The organism is Sinorhizobium chiapasense (assembly GCF_045277575.1).
GTDB classification, from domain to species: Bacteria; Pseudomonadota; Alphaproteobacteria; order Rhizobiales; family Rhizobiaceae; genus Ensifer; species Ensifer chiapasense_A.
The window spans coordinates 950,398-973,271 of sequence record NZ_CP144205.1 but is presented as its reverse complement, the minus strand read 5'-3'; the positions used below and the strand labels follow the sequence as shown (position 1 = coordinate 973,271).

Genomic DNA, 22,874 nt, shown 5'->3' with positions numbered 1-22,874 from the left:
AGAAGAATTGGCAGAGGGGAAATTCGCCCCCGTGCGCGCCGATTACTATTCGGGTCCGCCGGGTAAGCCGCTGCGCCTCCTGCTCCAGGCGCGCACGGATTTCCTGTCGATCTGGCGCGCCGGCGATTATACCGAAAAGGTCTCACAGATCCGGATTCTCGGCCGGCAGGTCATCGTCGTCAACTCACCCGACTTGATCCGGCAGGTGGTCGTCAAGCGACACGAGAACTTCGAGCGCAAGAGCCCGCAGATGCGCCGGGCGCTCGAATTCCTGCTCGGGGACGGGTTGTTCATTTCCGACGGCGACACCTGGAAGCAACGCCGGCCGTTGGTGGCGGACATCGTCCACGCCAAGAGGGTCCCGTCCTTCGGCCCCGTCATGGAGAAGACGACCAGCGAACTGGTCGAGCGCTGGAACCGCATGCCCGATGGGGCCGAGGTCAATGCGCTGCACGAAATGGCGGGCCTGACCGCCGAGATCATCGCGCGCAGCGTCTTCGGCAACCAGCTCGGCGACGACAGTGCGGCCGCCGTGACCGAGGGCTTCACCAGTTACCAGTCGCTGGTCGATTCCATCAACATCGGCTATTTCCTTGGCTTTGACGACGGGCTCCCCGTCCTGCGCACCCCGAGCCTACGCCGCTCGGTCAAGCGCATCCACGGGACCATCGACAAGGTGGTGGAGGATCATCTTGCCGGGCGCGGTGACCACAACTCCATGGTCGAACTGCTCATCCGGCGCCAACAGCGAAATCCGGAGCTGAAGCTCGACCTCGTCGCCTTGCGCAACGAGGCGGCGACCATCTTCATGGCCGGTCATGAGACGACGGCGGCAACGCTGACCTGGACCTGGTATCTGCTTTCCAAGGCCGGCTGGATCGAGAAGGCCGTCCACGACGAGATCTCCAGGATCTGCGGCGACCGAACGCCGACGATCGACGACGTGCCGCAGCTCGAATGGTGCCGGGCCGTCATCGAGGAAACGCTTCGCCTCTACCCGCCGGTTCCGATACTGGCGCGACAGACGCGCGAGGCGGACATGATCGGCGACGTCGTTGCCGAGCCGGGCTCGCTGGTCCTGATCGTGCCGTGGCTCCTTCACCGCACCGCAAGCCTCTTCGAAGACCCGCACCATTTCCATCCGGAACGGTTCACCGAGGGCCGCCGTCCGACGCCCTACAGCTTCATTCCCTTCGCAAGCGGCCCGCGCGTCTGCCCCGGTCTGCATTTCGGCCTGACGGAAGCGATCCTGTGCCTGGCCATCATTGCTCAGCGCTACCGGGTTCGCCTGCGCGAACGCCACGCGGTCGAGCCGATCTGCCGCCTGACCCTGAGGCCGAAGGGCGGGCTTCCGGTGACCCTACACAGGCGAGAAGGCACATCGCATGGCGCCGGATAATCCTGGCCTCAAGGGACCGATCGCCAAGCGGAAAGCCTGGATCTTCGCTGAAGAGCACCCGCCGCGTCTTGCTGACGCGCTGGCGGGGGGAGAACGCGCGCGGGCCTTTCGGCGCTATTGGATCAGCGACAATCTCTCGAATCTCGCCAACCTCGGCGCCCATTTCGGCATGAAACTGTTGCCGATGGATGCTTGCTCGCGCTTGGGGGCCGCGCTTGGCCTATTCGCGGTACCGCGCTTCCACAAGGTTGCCGCCCAACGCGCCCGCGATACGATCAGACATCTGCGTCCGGACCTGAGCCCCGCGGAACAGGAAGCCTTGTTTCTCGAAAACTGTCGGGCCCAGGGGCGCCTGATGACGGAGTTTTCCGTCATCAACAGATTGCAGAGATATCACGAGAGGTTGCGGACCGACGGCCTCGCGCCGATCCGCGACGCGGCGAAAGACGGCCCCATCGTCCTCGTCGGGCTGCATCTCGGCAATTGGGAGGTCGGGACAATCGCATTCCGCAATCTCGGCCTCCAGCCCCATGCCTTCTACGTTCCGCCGACAAGCCGTGCCAAGGCATGGATTGCCGAACGCGTGCGCAGCAAGGCCGGGTTGCAGTTTCTTCCGCCGGGCGCCGAGGGAATTCGGCCCGCTCTCAGGGTCCTGAAGAGCGGTGGTGTTGTCAGCATGTTCTGCGACGAAGGTTTTGGCGGCATGATCCGCGGACCGTTCTTCGACCGCAAACCGCATCAGGAAGGCAATCTCGCGCTTGCCATTCGCCTGGCACGCATGACCGGCGCCACGATCTGCCCCTGGTACGGCCTGCGTACTGACGGTTTCCGCTTCGAATGCCGCGCGCTGGAGCCCATCCGGCTTCCGGTTTCAGATGACCCGAATGCGCGCCTCGTGGACGATACGCTGCTGTTGAACGAGGCGATCGAGCCCATCGTTCGTGCGCATCTCGACCAATGGTATTTCCTCGACAACGCGCTTCGGCCGGAATGACGGCACCGCGGTTTTTCGCCCCCTCGGCTTCCATGATATGATCAACGCTTGATGCCTTCGGACCCCGGCCTATTTACATTGGGCGGGGATCCGAGGTCCCCGCATTCCTGACCGATAAAACGGAAGGAGGAGCCCATGGGACTGAAGCATGCGGATATTACCGCTATCCTTGGCCCGGTCGACGAGACGCTGATGGCCGAGTTGCTTGCGACCGGCGCGACGGCGGGCGAACTTGCCGAGGCTATCGCCTGGGTCAACAACGACGAGGCGCTGATTGGCGAAGGCCGCCACCTGCCGGCTGGCCGGGTTGCGGCATTGATCGATATCCTGACGCCGGACAATGATGAGGAACGGGACTTCGCGACGTAGCCGAACAGGCAGCGAGGCGCGCTGAAGGTTTTCGATTGCGTGCAGGATTGCCCCCGCGCGGCGGGCGGCGGGAGCATGAGGCTACGTGTTTGGTGTTGAGGGAGGTCAACAATGGCAGCCAAGGAAGTCAAATTCAGCAGCGATGCTCGCGACCGTATGCTGCGTGGTGTCGATATCCTCGCCGATGCCGTGAAGGTGACGCTCGGCCCGAAGGGGCGGAACGTGGTGATCGACAAGGCCTTTGGCGCGCCGCGCGTCACCAAGGACGGCGTCTCGGTTGCCAAGGAGATCGAGCTCGAAGACAAATTCGAGAATATGGGCGCGCAGATGCTCCGTGAAGTGGCGTCACGCACCAGCGACGTCGCCGGCGACGGGACAACGACGGCCACCGTGCTTGCTCAAGCCATTGTCCGGGAGGGCGTCAAGGCGATCGCATCGGGCATGAACCCGATGGACCTCAAGCGCGGCATCGATCTCGCCGTCGAGGCGATCGTCGCGCAATTGAAGACCCATGCCCGAAAGATTTCCAACAACGAGGAAATCGCACAGGTCGGCACGATCTCGGCGAACGGCGACAAGGAAATCGGCAACTACCTGGCAAAGGCGATGGAGCGTGTCGGCAACGAGGGCGTGATCACCGTCGAGGAAGCCAAGACCGCCGAGATCGAACTTGAGATCGTCGAGGGTATGCAGTTCGACCGCGGCTACCTTTCCCCCTACTTCATTACCGACCAGGAGAAGATGCGCGTCGAATTCGAGGACCCGTATATTCTCATCCACGAGAAGAAGCTCTCCAACCTGCAGGCCATGATCCCGATCCTCGAATCCGTCATCCAGGCAAGCCATCCCTTGCTGATCATCGCCGAGGATGTGGAAGGCGAAGCGCTTGCCACGCTCGTCGTCAACAAGCTGCGCGGCGGTCTCAAGATCGCAGCCGTCAAGGCCCCCGGCTTCGGAGATCGGCGCAAGGCGATCCTCGAGGACATCGCCATCCTGACGGGCGGCACGGTCATTTCCGAGGATCTCGGCATCAAGCTTGAAAACGTGACGCTCGACACGCTCGGGCGCGCCAAGCGGGTGATGGTCGAGAAGGAAAACACAACGATCGTCGATGGCGCCGGAACGAAGGCGGATATCGGCGGACGTGTCAGCCAGATCAAGGCACAGATCGAGGAAACGACGTCCGACTACGATCGGGAAAAGCTGCAGGAACGGCTCGCCAAACTCGCTGGCGGCGTTGCGGTAATCCGGGTTGGCGGCTCGACCGAAGTGGAAGTGAAGGAGAAGAAGGATCGCGTCGACGACGCCCTGCATGCGACGCGAGCCGCGGTAGAGGAAGGCATTCTGCCCGGCGGCGGCGTCGCGCTGCTCAGGGTCGTGCACGCGCTCGACGGGCTCAAGGCCGGCAATGACGATCAGCGCGTCGGCGTCGAGATCGTTCGGCGGGCAGTCGAGATGCCCGCGCGTCAGATTGCCGAGAATGCCGGTGCCGAAGGCTCCGTGATCGTCGGAAAGCTCCGCGAAAAGAATGACTTCGCCCACGGCTGGAACGCCCAGACCGGCGAATACGGCGATCTCTTCCGCATGGGCGTCATCGACCCCGCCAAGGTGGTGCGTGCGGCGCTGCAGGATGCGGCTTCCATCGCCGGTCTCCTGGTGACGACCGAGGCCATGGTCGCGGAAAAACCGAAGAAGAATGGACCCGCGCCGTCGCCCGGTCCCGGCATGGACTTCTGACGGGCGTCAGAAGCTCATTATCGCATGACGAACGCAACCTTCGCGGACATGGGGCCAGTTCATGCGAGACATTCGCGACGCCGTCTACGGCACGCGCTGAAACAGATCGAGCAGATCAAACGAAAAAGCCCGGCGAGGAGACCGCCGGGCGTTCCCTTTTGTGAGGTCTGCTCGACCTCAATCCTTTTTCTGCGGGATCGGCCGGATCGCCAGTTCGCGCAGCTGTGCCGGGGTTGCGGCCGACGGCGCGCCCATCAGGAGGTCAACGGCCTGCTGGTTCATCGGGAACAGCGAGATCTCGCGCAGGTTCTTGGCGCCGACCAAGAGCATGACGATGCGGTCGATGCCGAAAGCCATGCCGCCATGCGGCGGCGCGCCGTACTGGAAGGCGCGGTAGAGGCCGCCGAACTGCTCTTCGACTTCCTGCTGCGACTTGCCGGTCAGTTCGAACGCCTTGACCATGACTTCCGGAAGCTGGTTACGGATCGAGCCCGAGGCGATTTCGAAGCCGTTGCAGACCATGTCGTACTGGTAGGCCTTGATCGACAGCGGATCTTCACCGTTGAGCGCTTCCAGGCCGCCCTGCGGCATCGAGAAGGGGTTGTGGGCGAAGTCGATCTTCTTCTCGTCTTCCAGCCATTCGTAGAACGGGAAGTCGACGATCCAGCAGAATTCGTAGCGGTCGCGGTCGACGAGGTTCAGTTCCTCGCCGGCGCGGGTGCGGGCTTCGCCGGCAAACTTGTAGAACTTCGAAGGATCGCCGGCGACGAAGAAGCAGGCATCGCCATCGTCGAGGCCGAGCTGGGTGCGGATCGCATCCGTGCGCTCTTCGCCGATGTTCTTGGCGAGCGGGCCGGCGCCTTCGAGCTTTTCGCCTTCCTTGCGCCAGAAGATGTAACCGAGGCCAGGCTGGCCCTGGCTCTGCGCCCAGGCGTTCATGCGGTCGCAGAAGGCGCGCGAGCCGCCGGTCTTGGCCGGAATCGCCCAGACTTCGACCTTCGGGTTCGACGCGATCATGTTGGCGAAGACCTTGAAGCCGGAGCCGGCGAAGTGCTCGGTGACCGCCTGCATCTCGATCGGGTTGCGCAGGTCCGGCTTGTCGGAGCCATATTTGCGGATCGCGGTGTCATAGGGGATGCGCGGGAACTTCTCGGTCACCGGCTTGCCTTCGGCGAACTCGACGAAAATCTCGCGGATGACCGGTTCCATGGTCGACCAGACGTCTTCCTGCTCGACGAAGCTCATTTCCAGGTCGAGCTGGTAGAACTCGCCCGGCAAGCGGTCGGCGCGCGGATCTTCGTCGCGGAAGCACGGCGCGATTTGGAAGTAACGGTCGAAGCCGGCAACCATCAGGAGCTGCTTGTACTGCTGCGGCGCCTGCGGCAGAGCATAGAAATTGCCGGGGTGGATACGCGACGGCACGAGGAAGTCGCGCGCGCCTTCCGGCGACGATGCGGTCAGGATCGGGGTCGTGTATTCCGTGAAGCCGACTTCGCCCATGTGGCGGCGCATCGACGAAATGATCTGCGTGCGCTTGACGATGTTCTTGTGCAGCGTGTCGCGGCGCAGGTCGAGGAAGCGATATTTCAGGCGCACGTCTTCCGGATAATCAGGCTCGCCGAACACCGGCAGCGGCAGTTCCTTGGCGGCCGAGAGAACCTCGATCTCCTTGGCATAGAGCTCGATCTCGCCGGTCGGCATGCCCTTGTTGACGGTATCGTCGGTGCGCGCCTTGACGACGCCATCGATACGGATCACCCATTCGCCGCGCACCGTCTCTGCGATCTTGAATGCCGGGCTATCCGGATCGGCGACGACCTGGGTCATGCCGTAATGGTCGCGCAGGTCGATGAAGAGCACGCCGCCATGGTCGCGGACGCGGTGGACCCAGCCGGAGAGGCGAACGGTGGAGCCGACGTCCGACTTGCGGAGGGCGGCACAGGTGTGGCTGCGGTAACGATGCATCGTCTTATCCCGGAATTGCAAAGAGCCGCACAGGCTCGTGGGACACGGCGCGCGGCAACATGGTCAAAATCGGGCGGAAAAGCGCATGATGCGCAGCCTTTGTCAAGCCGCGCGACCGCTGCCGCCCCCGATGGAGGCGCGTTGTAGACGAAGGAAACGGCCAGTCCAAGGCCGTGCTCGAACAAGAGCCTGCCGAAATGCCGCGAAAAGAATGGCAATCGTCACAATTCGGGGCTGTCCGGCAGCAGAATGCGGGGCTACACATTTGAGGCCCGCAACGATCCCTCGAGTCGCGGCCGATTTCCGGATGTCGCCTGCCCCATGTCTCAGATTCGCCCGCTCATCCCCCTTCTCGTTACCGCAGGCATCCTCATCGGCGGCAATGGCCTGCAGGGCACCTTCATCTCGCTTCGTGCATTGGAAGAGGGATTTTCGACATCCCTGATCGGTGTGATCGGCGCCGGCTACAATATCGGCTTCGCGCTCGGCTGCGTCTATGTCACGCGCATCCTGCGCGCCATCGGCCACATCCGCACCTTCTCGGCAATGGCTGCGATCGCATCGGCCGCGGCGATCTCCATGGTGCTCGTCATCAATCCGCTGATGTGGTTCCTGATGCGGCTGCTCGCCGGCATCTGTTTTGCCTGCCTGTTCGCGACCGTCGAAAGCTGGCTGAACGCCAGCGTCACCAATGCCAACCGGGCGCGCACGCTTTCGGTCTATCGCCTCGTCGATCTCGGATCGGTGACGGCAGCGCAATATGTCATCCCCGGCATCGGCCTCGAGGGCTTCGAACTCTTCGCCATCATCTCCATGGCTCTGACGCTGTCGCTGGTCCCGATCTCCTTCGCCGACCGGTCGAGCCCCGTGGCCCCGGAAGCGATCCGCTTCGATGTGAAAGCGCTCTGGAACATCTCGCCGCTCGCGACCATCGGCTGCATCGTCGTCGGCCTGACCAACGCCGCCTTTCGCTCGCTCGGCCCGATCTATGGCCAGGGCATCGGTCTCTCCGTGACGGCCATCGCGACCTTCATGAGCGCCGGCATCATTGGCGGCGTCGTGCTGCAGTATCCGCTCGGTCACTATTCCGACCGGCTCGACCGCCGGCTGATCATCCTGGTCGCCACCTTCGGCTCGTTGCTGGCCGGCCTGTTCCTGGCCTTCGGCGCCGGCAACGACGAGTGGCTGAACTTTGCCGGCATCTTCCTTTTCGGCGCCTTTGCAATGCCGCTCTATTCGCTCTGCTCGGCCCATGCCAACGACCATGCCGCGGAGGGCCAACATGCACTGGTTTCGGCAGGTATGCTGTTCTTCTGGTCGCTCGGCGCGATCATTGGGCCGCTGTTTGCCTCGTTTCTGCTCGATATCTTCGGGCCTCAGGCGCTCTTCATCTACACGGCCGCCGTCCTCTTCCTGTTCATGCTCTACACCTTGCAGCGCATGACGGCCCGCGGGCCGGTGCCTACGGAGGCGCGCGCCATGCCGTTCCGCAACCTTCTGCGCACCTCGTCCTTCTTCAACAAGCTCGCCGCCGGCAACAACCACAGGCGCAAGGACGACTGACCCTGCGGCAAGATGCGCGCAGTCCGGATAATTGCTGAATGCAGCGATCAGGTTTAGAACCGGCGCCAGAGCGGGATGAGGGAAAGTGTTTGCGGTTTTCCGCCCGCATCCCGCTCTAACGTGATCCAACCAGTTGCCGAGATTGCCTGAATGCCCGCCATCAGTCGCCGCACCTTCCTTCAAGGTTCCGCCGCCCTCGGAGGTGCCTTTGCGCTCGGCGCCGGCATGGCGGCGCGCGCCGGCACGGCACCCGATCCGCAGATCCTGACGGCGCAGTTTACCAAAGCGCAGATCGCCACCGACGGCATCACACCGAAAATGATGACCTATGGGTTGGGAGAGGCTGAAAACGGCGGCATGCCCCCGGTCCTGCGCATGCGCAAGGGCGAGCCCTACGCCGCCCGCCTCCTCAACCGGCTGGACGAGCCGACGACGGTGCACTGGCACGGGCTTCGCATCGCCAACGCCATGGACGGCGTGCCTGAGCTGACGCAACCCTATGTCTATCCGGGCGATCGCTTCGACTATCTCATCACGCCGCCGGATGCTGGTACCTTCTGGTACCACCCGCACTGCAACACGCTGACGCAGATGGGCGCCGGCCTGACCGGTGTCATCGTCGTCGAGAATCCGGAGGATCCGGTGTTCGATGCCGAGATCGTACTCAACCTGCGCGACTGGCGGCTTGGCACAGGCGGCGCCTTCATCGATCCGTTCAAGCCGCGCGACGCCGCGCGTGGCGGCACCTACGGCACGGTGCGCACCGCCAACTGGCAGCAGGAACCGACCTATGATGCGCCAGCCGGCGGGCTGGTGCGCGTGCGCATCGCCGCAACCGACGTCACCCGCATCTATACGATCGGCCTCGATGGTGCCGAGGCGATGGTGATCGCGCTCGACGGCAACCCGGTCGACAAGCCTTTCGCGCTCGATCGCTACGACTTCGGCCCCGGCCAGCGCGTCGATCTTGTCGTGCGCATGCCCGATGGAGAGGGCCAGACGGTCGTGCTCGGCAATTTCCGCGGATCGCACCCCTGGACCATCGCGCGTTTCCGTGCGGCCGGCTCTTCGCTGAAACGCGACCTCCGCGAGGTCACCCCCCTGCCCGCCAATCCGATCTCCGAGGCGGACCTGTCCACCGCGATCCGCGTGCCGATCGAACTGACGGCAACGGCCGAACATAAGGCTGCCGCCTCGATCTGCGGCTCGCTCGGCTATACGTTCTGGGCGATCGACAAGGTGCCGTGGCCAGGCGACACGCCGGATCCGATCGCGCCGATCGAGGAGATGAAGCTCGGCAAGAGCTATGTCCTGCAGGTCGCCAACCGGACGCCGCACGCCCATCCAATCCATCTGCACGGCCTGAGCTTCCGCATCCTCAATTCCAACAAGCGGACATTCCTGCCGCCGCAGACCGATACGATCCTGCTTTTGCCCGACGAACAGGCGGAACTGGCGCTTGTGGCCGACAATCCGGGCGACTGGGTTATTCATTGCCACATCATCGAGCACCAGAAGACCGGCATGACGGGTTATTTCAAGATCGTCTGAGATTTCGATTGTGACAGATGGCGCGACGGGCTACACGAAAATGTAAGCCGCATTTTTGCCATAGTGATTTAAATCTGATGATTGAAACAACCGCAGACCTTGAGGCGGCGTGCCAACAACTGGCCCGCTCAAATTATATTACGATCGATACTGAATTCCTGCGTGAGACGACCTTCTGGCCAGAGCTCTGCCTGATCCAGATGGCGAGTCCGGATCTCGCCGTCATCGTCGATCCGATGGCCAAAGGCATCGATCTTTCGCCCTTCTTCGCGCTGATGGCCAATCCTGAAGTCATCAAGGTATTCCATGCCGCGCGTCAGGACATCGAGATCATTTTCCATCTCGGCAACCTCATTCCGCACCCGATCTTCGACACGCAGGTTGCGGCCATGGTTTGCGGGTTCGGCGACAGCGTCTCCTATGACCAGCTCGTCAACCGCGTCACCGGCACCCAGATCGACAAGTCTTCGCGCTTCACCGACTGGAGCCGCCGGCCGCTGACCGACAAGCAGCTCGACTACGCGCTCGCCGACGTCACGCATCTGCGCGACATTTACAAATACTTGGCCGCCGAGCTGGAGCGCGAGGGGCGCTCGCTGTGGCTGACCGAGGAGATGGCGATTCTCGAAGCGCGTGACACCTACGACCTGCATCCGGACGACGCCTGGCAGCGTCTGAAGATGCGCGTCAAGAAACCGATCGAACTCGCCACCCTCAAGACCGTCGCCGCCTGGCGCGAGCGCGAGGCACGCGCCCGCAACGTGCCGCGCGGCCGCATCCTGAAGGACGACGCCATCTACGAGATCGCCCAGCAGCAGCCGAAGGACGCGGAAGCCCTGGCACGGCTCAGGACCATTCCCAAGGGCTGGGAACGCTCCAGCGCCGGCACTGCGGTCATCGAAGCGGTCAACGAGGCGCTCGCGATCCCCAAGGCCGATCTGCCGAAACTGCCGCGCCAGAGCCATACGCCGGAAGGTGCCGCTGCCGCCGGCGAAATGCTGAAGGTGCTTTTGAAGCTCATCGCCGAAAGGCAGGGCGTCGCCGCGAAGATCATCGCCAACAGCGACGATCTCGACAAGATCGCTGCCGAAGGCGAGAAGGCCGATGTCGGCGCGCTCAAGGGCTGGCGGCGCGAACTCTTCGGTGAGACCGCGCTGAAGCTCATCAACGGCGAAGTGGCTCTTCGTTTCGTCGACAAGAAGATCGAGACGGTGGAACTCGGCGGCTGAGCCTACAAGGGCGGAGCCAAGTTTCCGCCCGAATCTGGCTCTAGCTGAAAGCCCGGCGGAACAGAACCACCATCGTCTCAAACGAGGTGACAGGGCGTGGAGCCGGCGCGGCTAACAGTGCCGGCTGACACGGATGCCGCTTCTTCCGGTACCGGGGCTTTCCGCATGCGTTGGCGTTTCTCCACTTTCGAAGGACTGCTCCTGCTCCTGGTGGTTGCGGCCGCCGGGGCAGTCTACGCCTGGATTGCCTATGGCACAGGCGCGCTGATCGGCGCGACCTATGCGCTGTTCATGTGCATTCCGATCATTGCGTTCGAGCGGCGCATCATTTTCCGACGCCTCAACCGACGGATTCACGCCTTCTCGACACCGATGTTTTTCGTCGCCTCGCTTGCGATCTACTTTGTGCTTCTTGACGTCGGTTACGCGGCCGCCGGTCTGATCATGCAGACAAGCGGCGCTTTCGGAGATGTCTACTGGATGGAGGCGATAATGCCTTCCAAGACGGTGCTGCTCTATGCGCTGACGATCTCGGGCTCGCTCGTCTTCATCCTCAGGGTCCGCGAACTTCTTGGACGCGACGTGTTCTTAAGCCTCCTGACGGGGCGTTACCGCAGACCGATCCAGGAGGAGCGCGTCTTCCTGTTCATCGACCTCGCCGGATCCACCTCCTATGCCGAACGCTACGGCGACCTCAGGATGCAGGAATATCTCGGCAAGTTGTTTGCGACGATTGCCGACCCCGTGCTGCGCTATCGCGGGTCGATCGACGATTATGTAGGCGACGCCGCCGTCATCACCTGGCCTTTCGACCGCGCCACCAACAACGCGGCCTGCATCCATTGCGTCTTCGACATTCTGGAAATCATCGATGCGGACGCGCACCGCTGGCAGAAGGAATTCGGCGAAGTCCCGCGCCTGCGCGCGGCCCTTCATGGCGGCACCATCGTCGCCGCCGAAATCGGCCTCGATCGGCACAAGATCACCTATTTCGGCGACACGGTGAACACCACCGCGCGGCTCGAAGGCTTCTGCAAGACGCTCGGCCACCAGGTGCTGATCTCCACCGATCTCGCCCGCAAGATGCGCCTTCCGCACTATGTCCGCGTGGAGGATCTCGGCGAGCACGCCGTCAAGGGGCGCGGCCAGAAGCTCGGCGTGCTGGCGCTGCGTGTCGGAGGCTCGACGCCTGTCCTCGCCCCCAGTGCGGCAGAATAGTCATCGTTGGACGGCAGCCGCTTCAGCCGTGCAGTTTTGCGCCCTTGGTGATCTTGTCGACCAGCTTCTTGTCCGCGTGAATAGCGATGCCGGCAACGGCGGCATCATCCGGGCTGGTCTCTGCGAAGACCGCGCGGTTGGCGCTGTCGTGACCGGTGGCGAACATCGCGTCGACATAGATCGACGCCCGTACGTCTCTCTCGATCGCCCGGCGTTGAATGTTGCCGAGCGTCTTCCCATCTGCGGCAAGTACGATGATCGGCTGAACGCTCAAGGCGTTGTAGACGTTGCCGGCGCCGTCGCGATAATCTTCGCCGATGATACCGGGCTTCTGCCCGGCAATACCGGTGGCGAGGAAGGCGGTGACGTTCAGCTTCTGCCAGGTTGCCAGGTCCTCGCGCAATACGATCGCAAATTTGGTATCGAACATGACGGTCATCTCCATTTCAGCCCGACAGGGCGTACCGGAAGACGCATTATCGGAGGATGCCGCGATCGATCTTGAACGATTGTGCGGCGCGCCCGGCGACGGCATCCGCGTCGCCCCGGCGGTCGACGGCATCGAGCGCATCGAAGCGCGGCTACACGGGAAATTCTTCGAGCCGCACCGCCACGACACCTATGCGATCGGCGTGACGCTGGGCGGCGTTCAGACGTTTCAGTACCGGGGCGAAAGCCGCTTCAGCAAGCCTGGAAGCATCATCATCCTCCACCCGGACGAGGTCCACGATGGCGGCGCGGGAACGGAGATGGGGCTACGCTACAGGATGATGTATCTGCAGCCGGAAAGGTTGCTTGCGGCGCTCGACGAAACGGGCCGCTCCCTGCCCTTCGTCGCAGCACCGGTCGTGGGTGATGAGGCCTTGCGGCAGGCGGTCGGGGAAGCGTTGATGGACCTCGACAATGGCATTGACGAGCTGGCGCTCGACGACATCCTTGTGCGGATTGCCGAGGGCCTCTACCGGCACGCCGGCGCCAAGGACATCAAGCCGGGAAAGGCTGACAAGCACGCCGTTCTCGAGGTAACAGAATTCCTTCGCGCCAATCTCGAACGGCCCGTCGGATCGCTGGAACTCGAGGCGATCAGCGGACTTGATCGCTTTACGCTCGCCCGGCAATTTCGCAAGGTTCTCGGCACCAGCCCGCACCGCTATCTCTTGATGCGCCGGCTGGAGCGCGCCCGCCAGATGATCGCCAGGGGCGAAAGCCTTGCAGGCGCGGCGCTCGAGACCGGCTTCGCCGATCAGGCGCATTTTACCCGCCATTTCAAGCGCGCTTACGGCATCACGCCCGGGCGGTGGTCAAGCCTCGCCGTCGCCGGCTGAGCCTGTCACCAAAGCTTCATCGGCCTGTAAAGCAAGCATCACCCAACCGTCATCAAAGCCGCCTATCGGGTTGCCGTCTACAGCGCCGCGCGTCCGATCGGACGCGCAAAGGTAGCACTTTGAATGGCTGCATGCCTTTGTCCTGAAATCGAGGGTGATTTGGGAAGACATGCAGGAGGCTCCAACCCATGGTGACTTTCATGACGAAAACGCTTCTCGCCACCGCGGCTCTTTCTCTTTTGATGACGATGGCCGCTTCGGCCGAGCAAAAGTCCTTCACCGCAACCCTGAAGGGCCACGCGATCCTGCCCGCGAACACGATCATCGCTGCCCCCTCGGACGCCCCTGACTATCTGAAGACCTCGGGCAAATTCACCACCCCGGACCGCAAGCGCGCCGAGGCGCTGGGCACCGTTCCGGGTAAGGACGGCGTTCGTCCGACCGGCCTTTCGCTGCCTTTCGATGGCCAGCCGATGCAGGGTTTCTCCGGCATCAAGGCGATGGAAGACGGCACCTTCTGGAGCCTCTCCGACAATGGCTTCGGCAACAAGCTGAACTCCTCCGATGCCATGCTGATGCTGCACCATGTGAAGATGGACTGGGATGCCGGCAAGGTCGAGGCGCTGAAGACCCTGTTCCTGACAGACCCGGACAAGAAGGCGCCCTTCCCGATCGCCATGGAAGGCTCCGGCAAGCGTTATCTCACCGGCGCCGACTTCGACGTCGAATCGATCCAGCCGGTTGCCGACGGCTTCTGGGTCGGTGAAGAGTTCGGACCCTACATCCTCAAGTTCGATCTTGACGGCAAGCTGACGGACGTCATCCCGACGACCGTTAACGGCAAGCCGGTCATGTCGCCCGACAATCCGACGCTGACGCTGCAGGCCGATCCGTCGAAGAAGACGCCCGCCTTCAATCTGAAGCGCTCCGGTGGCTATGAGGGCATGGCCCTTTCCAAGGATGGCAGCAAGCTCTACGGCCTGCTCGAAGGCCCGCTCTGGACGGACAGCGAAACGGTCGAGCAGGCCGAAGGCCGCCCGGCCCTTCGCATCATCGAACTCGATGTCACGAACAAGGCCTGGACCGGCCGTAGCTGGCTCTATCCGCTGGCTGAAGGCGGCGAGGCGATCGGCGATTTCAACATGCTCGATGACAGGACCGCGCTGGTGATCGAACGCGACAACGGCGCCGGCACGGTCGACAAGGCCTGCGCCGATCCGAAGGACCCGAAGCCCGACTGCTTCGCCACGGGCTCCAAGGTCAAGCGCATCTACAAGATCGCCTTCGACGACAGCAATGTCGGCAAGGCCGTGCGCAAGATCGGCTACATCGACCTGCTGAAGATTGCCGACCCGGACAACAAGAAGCGCCAGGGCGGCGGCGAAGGCTTCTATGACATGCCCTTCGTTACTATCGAAAATGTTGACCGCGTCGATGCGACCCACATCATCGTCGGCAATGATAACAACCTGCCGTTCTCGGCCGGCCGCTCGCTCGACAAGGCCGATGACAACGAGTTCGTGCTGCTCGAAGTCGGCGATTTCCTGAAGGCCGAATAAGCGACAAGGGCGCGCGAACACTGCATGTTTCCTTAAATCGTTTGCCGATTTAAGGATAAAAACATGCAGCAAATCAGACTGCTACAGCGACCTTTGCGCGTCCGACAAGACGCGCGGCGCTGTAGGGCTCGCGCGCCCTTTTATTTGAACCCGGATTTTGAAGGTTTCAGCTTTCGAAGTGGAAAGCGAGCCGCTTGCCGGTAAGCTTGCCAAGCTGCTGCAGGCGCCCATCCAGCCGTTCGCCCGCAAACTCCGAGTAAGCGGCCGGAACGACGATTTCGAGATCCACGTCCGGCTGGGGCGACCTGCGGAACGTCAGGTTCCGCGCAATCCCAGGCATCGATGCGGAGAAGAGATAGGCGACACGCAGCAGGCCGCCGAGCAGCTTCGCCAGTTCCAGCAAGCGCGGCGTGGTGATGCCAGCGAGCGCGTTCGTGGCGCCGTCGTCGTTCAACCCTTCGAAGCGGTAGTAGTTGGCAAGCGCGATATAGGCGCGGCCCGCATGGGTGATCCCCGAAAAGGTCGAGTGAGCGATGATGTTCAGTGCCTGCAGGCCGCGATAATCCGGGTGCGCGCGCCAGCTGATATCGGCGAGCAGGCAGGCGGCCTGACGGTAACGGCTTTCCTCTTCCGTCTCCTCGATCCCGAAGAACGGCACCATGCGGCCGGTCCAGTCGGCCAGTTCGCGGGCGTGCACGGGCGAGCGGGCGCGCAGGATGGCGATCTCGTTCGCCGCCGTCAGCAACGGATCCTGGGCGCGTTCCTCGTGCTTCAGCAGCGAGAACAGATAGCCTTCGCGCACACCGAGCGCGGAGAACGAAATCCGCTCCGGCTCCATGATCGCGAGCGCTTCCTGCATGGCGATCGCCCCGAAGGGCAAAAGGCTGCGGCGGCTCTTCGAGATCGTCGAATAGGCCGAGGGCTTGATGTTCTTGGGTTCGATCACCTCCGGCAGGAGCGCCATCGCCTCGTCAAAGGAAATCTCGTAGCCCTGCATCATGTGCAGCGGATAATCGCGGATTTCCATGTGCAGCTTGGCGATCGAGCGCCATGTGCCGCCGACGGCATAGAAGGTGCGCCCCGCGCCTGTCTTCAGGACAGCCGAGTTCTTCATGAACTTGCGCACCCAGGTGCGCGCTTTCGTCAGCGAGCCGTTGCTGTGTTCGAACAGACGGATGCCGCCGAGCGGCAGGGTGATGCCCCTGCCGATCTTCGTGCCCGAGACGTCGACAAGTTCAAGGGAGCCGCCGCCAAGGTCGCCAACGACGCCATCAGGATCGTGATAGCCGCTGACGATGCCCATCGCGGAATAGTAGGCCTCCTCCTCGCCGGTGAGGATGCGGACCTTGTGACCAAGGATCGCCTCCGCCTTTTCGATGAAAGCCGGGCCGTTGCTGGCCTCGCGCGCGGCCGCGGTGGCGAGCACGTACATCGATGTCGCACGCGCCTGCTTCGAGAGCGCGTGAAAGCGATGCAGCGCCTTGAGCGCACGCTCGACGCTTTCTTCGTCCATGCGACCGGTGGCATCGATACCCTTGCCGAGACCGCACATCACCTTTTCGTTGAACAGCATGGCCGGCGAGCGGCTCAGGCCTTCGTAGACGACAAGGCGGATGGAGTTCGAACCGATATCGATAACGGAAACCGGGCGGATGCCGGGCAGACGCCCCTGCGCTTCAGATTCGACCATGCAATTCCAGTTTATTTGTGCCAGCCGCTCTTCCAGCCGGCGATGAGCTTCGGTGCGCTGGACTTCAGGGCCTCGCCCCGGCCGGAGAGGCTGGGATTGGTCATGAAATAGTGCTGTGCGTTGAAAGGCTCGGCGTCCTTGCCGACTTCCATCCGACGAGAGGTGCCGTCAGGAAGAATTTCGTAGCTCTGCTGGTTGTCGATGAGATTGCCCAGCATGATCTGCGACAGAACCTGTTCGTGCACAGTCCGGTTGATGAGAGGCACGAGCGTCTCGACCCGCCGATCCAGATTGCGCGGCATCATATCCGCCGAGCCGATATAGACAAGGGCATTTTCCGATGGAAGCCCGTGACCGTTGCCAAAGCAGAATATGCGGGAATGCTCGAGGAAACGGCCGACGATGGACTTGACGCGGATGTTGTCGGAGAGCCCCGGAACCTGTGGTCGCAGGCAGCAGATGCCGCGCACCACGAGGTCGATCTCGACCCCGGCGCGGCTCGCCTTGTAGAGCGCGTCGATGATTTCCGGATCGACGAGCGAGTTCATCTTCATCCAGATCGCCGCCGGGCGCCCGGCCTTGGCGTGCTCGATCTCTTCATCGATGTGCTTGAGAATACGCGGGCGCAGCGTATGCGGCGAAACCGCCAGCTTCATGCCCGCCTCCGGCTCGCCATAGCCGGTGATGAAGTTGAAGATGTTCGCCATGTCATGGGCGATCACCGGGTTGCAGGTGAAGAACGACAGGTCCGTGTAGATCTTCGCCGTCACCGGGTGATAGTTGCCCGTGCCCAGGTGGCAATAGGTCCTGAGCTTGCCCTCCTCGCGCCGCACGACCATCGACATCTTGGCGTGGGTTTTCAGTTCGATGAAGCCAAAGACGACCTGCACGCCGGCGCGTTCCAGGTCGCGCGCCCAGCGGATATTGGCTTCCTCGTCGAAGCGAGCCTTGAGCTCGACCAGGGCGGTTACCGACTTGCCGGCCTCGGCGGCGTCGATCAACGCACGCACGATCGGACTGTCATTCGACGTGCGGTAGAGCGTCTGCTTGATGGCGACGACATCAGGATCGCGCGCCGCCTGAAGCAGGAACTGCACGACGACGTCGAAGGATTCATAGGGGTGGTGGACGACCATGTCCTTTTCGCGGATCGCCGCAAGGCAATCGCCGGCGTGTTCGCGCACCCGTTCCGGAAAGCGCGGATTATAGGGCTCGAAGCGCAGGTCGTCGCGCGGCGCCTTGGTGATTTCCGAAAGCGTGTTGAGCGCCAGCAGTCCCGGCAGAACGGCGATGCGGTTTTCCGGAACGCCGAGTTCCTGCACGACGAATTGGCGCAGCGATGCCGGCATCTCCGAATCGGTCTCGATGCGGATCACCGATCCGCGGCGACGGCGTTTCAGCGCCGTCTCGAAGAAGCGCACCAGATCTTCGGCCTCTTCCTCCACTTCGATATCACTGTCGCGAATGATGCGGAACGTACCGGAACCCTTCACCTCGTAGCCGGGGAACAACCGGTCGATGAACTGGCTGACAACATCCTCGAGCGTGATGTAGCGGATGACGTTCTTGACGTCGGGCAGCCGGACGAAGCGATCGAGCGCCACCGGCAAACGCAGGAGCGCCGTCATCGGCTCGCGGCCGGTCTTGCTGACGAGCTGCAAGCCCATCGAAAAGCCGAGGTTCGGAATGAACGGGAACGGGTGGGCCGGATCGATCGACAGTGGCGTCAACACCGGAAAGATCGACTGATCGAATTCGTTGGCGAGCCAGCTCTTGTCCTGCGCCGAAAGCGACGCCGGACGCACGATCAGGATGTCCTCCTTGGCGAGATACTGCTGCAGCACGGCGAGCGATGCCTGCTGCTCCATCTGCAGGTTGTCGATTTCCTTGAGAATGTCTTCGAGCTGCTCGATCGGCGTCTTGCCGTCAGGCGAACGCATGGCGAGGCCCTGGCGGACCTGTCCTTCGAGGCCCGCGACGCGCACCATGAAGAACTCGTCGAGGTTGGCGGCGGAGATAGACAGGAAGCGAATGCGCTCCAGCAGCGGATGGGCCGTGTTCAGCGTCTCCTCAAGCACGCGACGATTGAACTGCAGCCAGGAGAATTCGCGGTTGATGAAGCGCTGCGGGCTGGTCAGCAGATCGACTTCCTCCGCCGCAGCCTGGTTTTCGTTCACCGCCGATACCGCGTTATCCATGCTCATTCGATCCCATTGCTCCGGTTGCACCGGCTATCTCAGTTTGACGACGGTTCTGTGACAGTCAATCGGACCGCCGCTGATTCCCCAGTTCTTCAAGAACTTCGGAGGCAAGCGTCCGGCTGAGCTTCGTGCCGCGCGAGAGCGCCAGATGATCGATCCGCTCGACGATCGTCTGCGCTGCTTCGAGCGACCGCTCCATGCGCTGGACGATGTAGCCGACGAGCCGCTCGTCGACGAAGAGCTGGCGGTCGGCGAAAAGCTTGATCAGCACCTGTGTCAGCAACTCGTCATCCGGCTCGCCGATCTCGACGACGGTCGCCGCCTTCAGGCGCGAGCGCAGATCCGGCAGCGTTACCGGCCACGACATCGGCCAGAGCCGCGTCGTCATCAAGAGGCCGGTGCCGTGCTGGCGCACGTTGTTGATGACGTGAAACAGCGTGGTGTCGTCGAAGGTGCTCCGGTCGGCGTCCTCGAAGAGAACAGGCTTTTCCGCCGCAATCAGCGCGGCATCGGAGCCGGCGAGCGGATGGATTACCTCGGCTCCTGCGCGTTCCTTCCAGATGCTGGCGAGATGCGATTTGCCGGAGCCGACCGGCCCGGCGATGATGACGACCGGCGACGGCCAATCCGGCCAGTGGTCGACGATGGCGATCGCCGCGCTCAGCCGGTCGGAAACGAGCAGATCCTCACGGCCCGTCGCCGGGTCGTGGCCGAAGGCCAGGGGTATTTGTTCGAATGGGCGTTTTGTCATGCTGTACTCGGGACAATCGTCGGAAATCAGGCGGCCTTGTCGCTCTTCGCCTTCTTTTCCACGGCCTTGCCGTGCCCGTGATAGAGGTCGCTATCAAGGTACCGCTGGATGCCGAAGCGAACAAGCACGCCGATGGCCGCTGCCGCCGGCACCGCCACCAGCAGACCGACGAAGCCGAACAGCGCACCGAAGGCAAGCAGGGCAAACATCAGCCAGACCGGATGCAGGCCGACACTTTTGCCCACCAGCTTCGGCTGGAGGATGTTGCCCTCCATGAACTGGCCGCTGAAGAAGACTGCCAGCACGAGGCCGATCCAGAGATAGTCCGGCCAGAACTGCACCAGGGCGACGCCGACGGCGAGCACGAGGCCGACCAGGGATCCGACGTAAGGAATGAAACTGATCATGCCGGCGAAAAGACCGATCAGCAGGCCGAAATTGAGACCGACGAGCGACAGGCCGATACCGTAGTAAAGGCCGAGAATGACGCAAAGCGAACCCTGCCCGCGCACGAAACCAGCGATCGTCATATTCATGTCTCGGGCGATCTGGCGCACCGTCGTCACATGGTCGCGCGGCACCCAGCTGTCGACCTTCTCGACCATCCGGTCCCAGTCGAGCAGAATGTAGAAGGCGACGACGGGGGTGACGACAAGCAGCGAGATGACGTCGAGCAAAGCCACGCCGGAGTTCCAGATCTGCTGGAAGAGCGTGCCCAGGAAGGCGGCTCCCTGTTCCAGCAGCTTGCCGGAACTTTGCTTCAGCGACGGCATCTGGCTCGCCAGCCAATCCGGAATGAGCCGTGTCTGCGCTTCGTTGACGAGCACCTGCAGCTTGGCGGCGTAGCCTGGAATGTTCGCGATGAAATCCGAGGCCTGACTGACGATCACGGGAATGATGATCATCAGTGCGAGTACGAAGACGACGACGAAGCCGATCAGGATGACGACCGTTGCCATCAGCCGGCTGAGGCCCAGCCGCTCGAGACGGTCGGCGACCGGATCGAGGAAATAGGCAAGCGCCATGCCGGCAAGGAACGGCAGCAGGATCGAGCTGAAAACCATGAGGAAGGCAATGAAGGCGGCAAGCACCAGCAGCCAGAAGATGACCTGGCGCTGCAATCCGGAACCGCTGACCTTGATATCCATGACGCTCCCTTTAGATCACGATGATTTTAGGTCGGATCGGCCCAAAATCATCGTGATCGTTTCTCATAAGTGAGAGCGGGATGCGGGCGGAAAGCCGCACGCACTTCTTCTCATCCCGCTCTAGCGCGCCCCGCGCGCACCGATCGCGTATCACAATCCTTCAAAGGAGATAGGGGGCGGCGCGGGCGCCGGTCAAGTCCAACCGGGCGGGAGCGCGCGGTTTGGAGCCATACTCGCTCGCTTCCATCGTGGGATATGGGCAAAATGTTGAAAAAACGCCGTTGACGACAGCTCTCGGCTTGCACTCCCTTGCCTGCCGTGCCAATCGCATCCGCAAATTACCTGTCGCACGACGAGCCTTGGAGAACGAGCATGAGCCAGTCGGGAAAGAACGGCCTCACCTATAGCGACGCGGGCGTGGATATCGACGCCGGTAACCTGATGGTCGAGAAGATCAAGCCGCATGTGCGCTCGACCAGGCGCCCTGGAGCCGACGGCGAGATCGGCGGCTTCGGTGGCCTCTTCGATCTCAAGGCAGCGGGCTTCACCGACCCGGTGCTGGTTGCCGCCAATGACGGCGTCGGCACCAAGCTCAAGATTGCCATCGACGCCAACAAGCACGACACCGTCGGGATCGACCTCGTCGCCATGTGCGTCAACGACCTGGTGGTTCAGGGCGCCGAGCCGCTGTTCTTCCTCGATTACTTCGCGACCGGCAAGCTCGACCCGGATCAGGGTGCGGCCATCGTCGCCGGCATTGCCAGCGGTTGCCGGGAAGCGGGCTGCGCGCTGATCGGCGGCGAGACCGCGGAAATGCCGGGCATGTATTCCGGCGGCGACTATGATCTTGCGGGCTTTGCCGTCGGCGCTGCCGAACGCGGTCAGTTGCTTCCCGCCGGCGACATCGGCGAAGGCGACGTCATTCTCGGCCTCGCCTCGTCGGGCGTTCATTCCAACGGCTATTCGCTGGTACGCAAGATCGTTTCGCTCTCGGGCCTCGCCTGGGATGCCCCGGCCCCGTTCGGCGAAGGCACGCTCGCCGACCTCCTGATGACGCCGACACGGATCTATGTGAAGCCGCTCTTGAAGGCGATCCGCGAGACCGGTGCGATCAAGGCGCTCGCCCATATCACCGGCGGCGGCTTCCCCGAGAACATTCCGCGTGTGCTGCCGAAGCACCTGGCGGCCGAAATCGACCTTGATGCGATCAAGGCGCCAAAGGTCTTCTCCTGGCTCGCCCAGACCGGCGGCGTCGCCGCCAATGAAATGCTGCGCACCTTCAATTGCGGCGTCGGCATGATCGTCGTCGTTCCGGCCGACAAGGCCGCAGAGGTTTCGGCGGTGCTGACCGGCGAAGGTGAAACCGTCTTCACCCTCGGCCGGATGGTCGCGCGCGCCGAAGGTGCTGCCGGCACGATCTACAAGGGCAGCCTCGCCCTATGACGACTGAGGTCACGACGGGCAAGAAGCGGGTCGTCGTCTTCATTTCGGGCGGCGGCTCCAACATGCTGGCGCTTGCGAAGGCGGCCGCCGAACCGGATTTCCCGGCCGAAATCGTCGCCGTCATCGCCGACAAGGCGGATGCCGGTGGGCTCGCCAAGGCGGCGGCGCTCGGCATTCCGACGAAGAGCTTCCAGCGCAAGGATTTCGACAGCAAGGACGCGCACGAGGCGGCGATCCTTGCCGAACTCGATCGCCTGTCGCCCGACATCATCTGCCTGGCTGGCTACATGCGGCTGCTCTCCGCGACGTTCATCCAGCGCCATGAAGGGCGGATTCTCAACATCCACCCCTCCCTGCTGCCGCTGTTTCCGGGCTTGCACACCCATCAGCGCGCAATCGACGCCGGCATGAAGGTCGCCGGCTGCACCGTGCACTTCGTCACCGAAGGCATGGACGATGGCCCGATCCTCGCCCAGGCGGTCGTGCCAGTTCTCCCTGGCGATACGTCCGACAGCCTTGCTGCACGGGTGCTGACCGTCGAGCACCGCACCTATCCGATGGCGCTGCGGATGATGGCCGAGGGCAAGGTGCGCATGGAAGGCGGCCGCGCGGTGATCGATGGCGCTCGCGAGGCAACGGGCACGCTGATTTCGCCGGCGGCGTGATCGTCCGTGGCTGTCGTGAGCGACAGCAGTCGTAGCGAGCTTGGCTACCCCTCTGCACCTTCATCGT

General features: G+C 62.9%; 18 protein-coding genes. 12 read left to right on the top strand and 6 right to left on the bottom strand.

Features of this window, described 5'->3' with window-relative positions; genetic code table 11:
• Nucleotides 1-31: 31 nt before the first annotated feature.
• From QM996_RS04685 to groL, 4 genes are all read left to right on the top strand, one after another.
• Nucleotides 32-1,399 (top strand): cytochrome P450 family protein, encoded by a 1,368-nt coding sequence (locus tag QM996_RS04685; protein WP_500269498.1) that lies wholly within the window; start codon nt 32-34, stop codon nt 1,397-1,399.
• Nucleotides 1,386-2,393 (top strand): lysophospholipid acyltransferase family protein, encoded by a 1,008-nt coding sequence (locus QM996_RS04680; protein ID WP_500269497.1) that lies wholly within the window; start codon nt 1,386-1,388, stop codon nt 2,391-2,393. The genes QM996_RS04685 and QM996_RS04680 overlap by 14 nt, the downstream gene beginning before the upstream one ends.
• 135 nt (nt 2,394-2,528) lie before the next feature.
• Nucleotides 2,529-2,762 (top strand): hypothetical protein, encoded by a 234-nt coding sequence (locus tag QM996_RS04675; RefSeq protein ID WP_057252607.1) that lies wholly within the window; start codon nt 2,529-2,531, stop codon nt 2,760-2,762.
• A 111-nt stretch (nt 2,763-2,873) separates the two neighbouring features.
• Nucleotides 2,874-4,499 carry a chaperonin GroEL gene (gene groL, locus QM996_RS04670; protein ID WP_500269496.1) on the top strand — a complete coding sequence of 542 codons (1,626 nt, stop codon included), beginning with the start codon at nt 2,874-2,876 and terminating at the stop codon, nt 4,497-4,499.
• A gap of 177 nt (nt 4,500-4,676) precedes the next feature.
• Here groL and aspS read toward each other — a convergent pair whose 3' ends face one another.
• Entirely contained in the window at nt 4,677-6,464 is a 1,788-nt protein-coding gene (aspS, locus tag QM996_RS04665) for an aspartate--tRNA ligase family protein (RefSeq protein WP_500269495.1), read from the bottom strand.
• A 321-nt stretch (nt 6,465-6,785) separates the two neighbouring features.
• On the opposite strand from aspS, the gene QM996_RS04660 reads away from it, so the two are divergent.
• The 4 genes from QM996_RS04660 to QM996_RS04645 all read left to right on the top strand — a co-directional run bounded on the left by QM996_RS04660 (nt 6,786) and on the right by QM996_RS04645 (nt 12,025).
• Complete coding sequence (locus QM996_RS04660; protein ID WP_500269494.1) at nt 6,786-8,027, top strand: MFS transporter; 1,242 nt, start codon at nt 6,786-6,788, stop codon at nt 8,025-8,027.
• A gap of 150 nt (nt 8,028-8,177) precedes the next feature.
• Complete coding sequence (locus QM996_RS04655; RefSeq protein ID WP_500269493.1) at nt 8,178-9,578, top strand: multicopper oxidase domain-containing protein; 1,401 nt, start codon at nt 8,178-8,180, stop codon at nt 9,576-9,578.
• A gap of 77 nt (nt 9,579-9,655) precedes the next feature.
• Entirely contained in the window at nt 9,656-10,807 is a 1,152-nt protein-coding gene (gene rnd / locus QM996_RS04650) for a ribonuclease D (protein ID WP_500269492.1), read from the top strand.
• 165 nt (nt 10,808-10,972) lie between these two features.
• Nucleotides 10,973-12,025 (top strand): adenylate/guanylate cyclase domain-containing protein, encoded by a 1,053-nt coding sequence (locus tag QM996_RS04645; RefSeq protein ID WP_500269491.1) that lies wholly within the window; start codon nt 10,973-10,975, stop codon nt 12,023-12,025.
• Nucleotides 12,026-12,047: 22 nt separating this feature from the next.
• On the opposite strand, the gene QM996_RS04640 is transcribed toward QM996_RS04645, so the two are convergent.
• Entirely contained in the window at nt 12,048-12,455 is a 408-nt protein-coding gene (locus QM996_RS04640) for a DUF2000 family protein (protein ID WP_500269490.1), read from the bottom strand.
• Between QM996_RS04640 and QM996_RS04635 the strand changes: the two genes are divergently transcribed.
• Together QM996_RS04635 and QM996_RS04630 are read left to right on the top strand one after the other, a co-directional pair.
• Complete coding sequence (locus QM996_RS04635) at nt 12,454-13,350, top strand: AraC family transcriptional regulator (RefSeq protein WP_500269489.1); 897 nt, start codon at nt 12,454-12,456, stop codon at nt 13,348-13,350. The genes QM996_RS04640 and QM996_RS04635 overlap by 2 nt on opposite strands.
• Nucleotides 13,351-13,550: 200 nt before the next feature.
• A complete protein-coding gene (locus QM996_RS04630) occupies nt 13,551-14,909 on the top strand; it encodes an esterase-like activity of phytase family protein (protein WP_500269488.1) in 1,359 nt (452 codons plus the stop codon).
• A gap of 166 nt (nt 14,910-15,075) precedes the next feature.
• Here the strand turns inward: QM996_RS04630 and ppx are convergent, their stop codons facing one another.
• The 4 genes from ppx to QM996_RS04610 form a co-directional block, all read right to left on the bottom strand.
• Nucleotides 15,076-16,599, bottom strand: a complete 1,524-nt coding sequence (gene ppx, locus QM996_RS04625) for a Ppx/GppA family phosphatase (RefSeq protein WP_500269487.1) — start codon at nt 16,597-16,599, stop codon at nt 15,076-15,078.
• A gap of 11 nt (nt 16,600-16,610) precedes the next feature.
• Nucleotides 16,611-18,797 carry an RNA degradosome polyphosphate kinase gene (locus QM996_RS04620; RefSeq protein ID WP_429808938.1) on the bottom strand — a complete coding sequence of 729 codons (2,187 nt, stop codon included), beginning with the start codon at nt 18,795-18,797 and terminating at the stop codon, nt 16,611-16,613.
• 64 nt (nt 18,798-18,861) lie between these two features.
• A complete protein-coding gene (gene hdaA / locus QM996_RS04615) occupies nt 18,862-19,551 on the bottom strand; it encodes a DnaA/Hda family protein (RefSeq protein WP_500269486.1) in 690 nt (229 codons plus the stop codon).
• 26 nt (nt 19,552-19,577) lie between these two features.
• Nucleotides 19,578-20,699, bottom strand: a complete 1,122-nt coding sequence (locus QM996_RS04610; RefSeq protein ID WP_500269485.1) for an AI-2E family transporter — start codon at nt 20,697-20,699, stop codon at nt 19,578-19,580.
• A gap of 372 nt (nt 20,700-21,071) precedes the next feature.
• Here QM996_RS04610 and purM point away from each other — a divergent pair, with 372 nt between their 5' ends.
• Both purM and purN read left to right on the top strand, forming a co-directional pair.
• Entirely contained in the window at nt 21,072-22,142 is a 1,071-nt protein-coding gene (purM, locus tag QM996_RS04605; protein ID WP_173516099.1) for a phosphoribosylformylglycinamidine cyclo-ligase, read from the top strand.
• Entirely contained in the window at nt 22,139-22,807 is a 669-nt protein-coding gene (gene purN / locus QM996_RS04600) for a phosphoribosylglycinamide formyltransferase (RefSeq protein ID WP_500269484.1), read from the top strand. Before purM ends, purN begins: the two co-directional genes overlap by 4 nt.
• Nucleotides 22,808-22,874 lie beyond the last annotated feature (67 nt).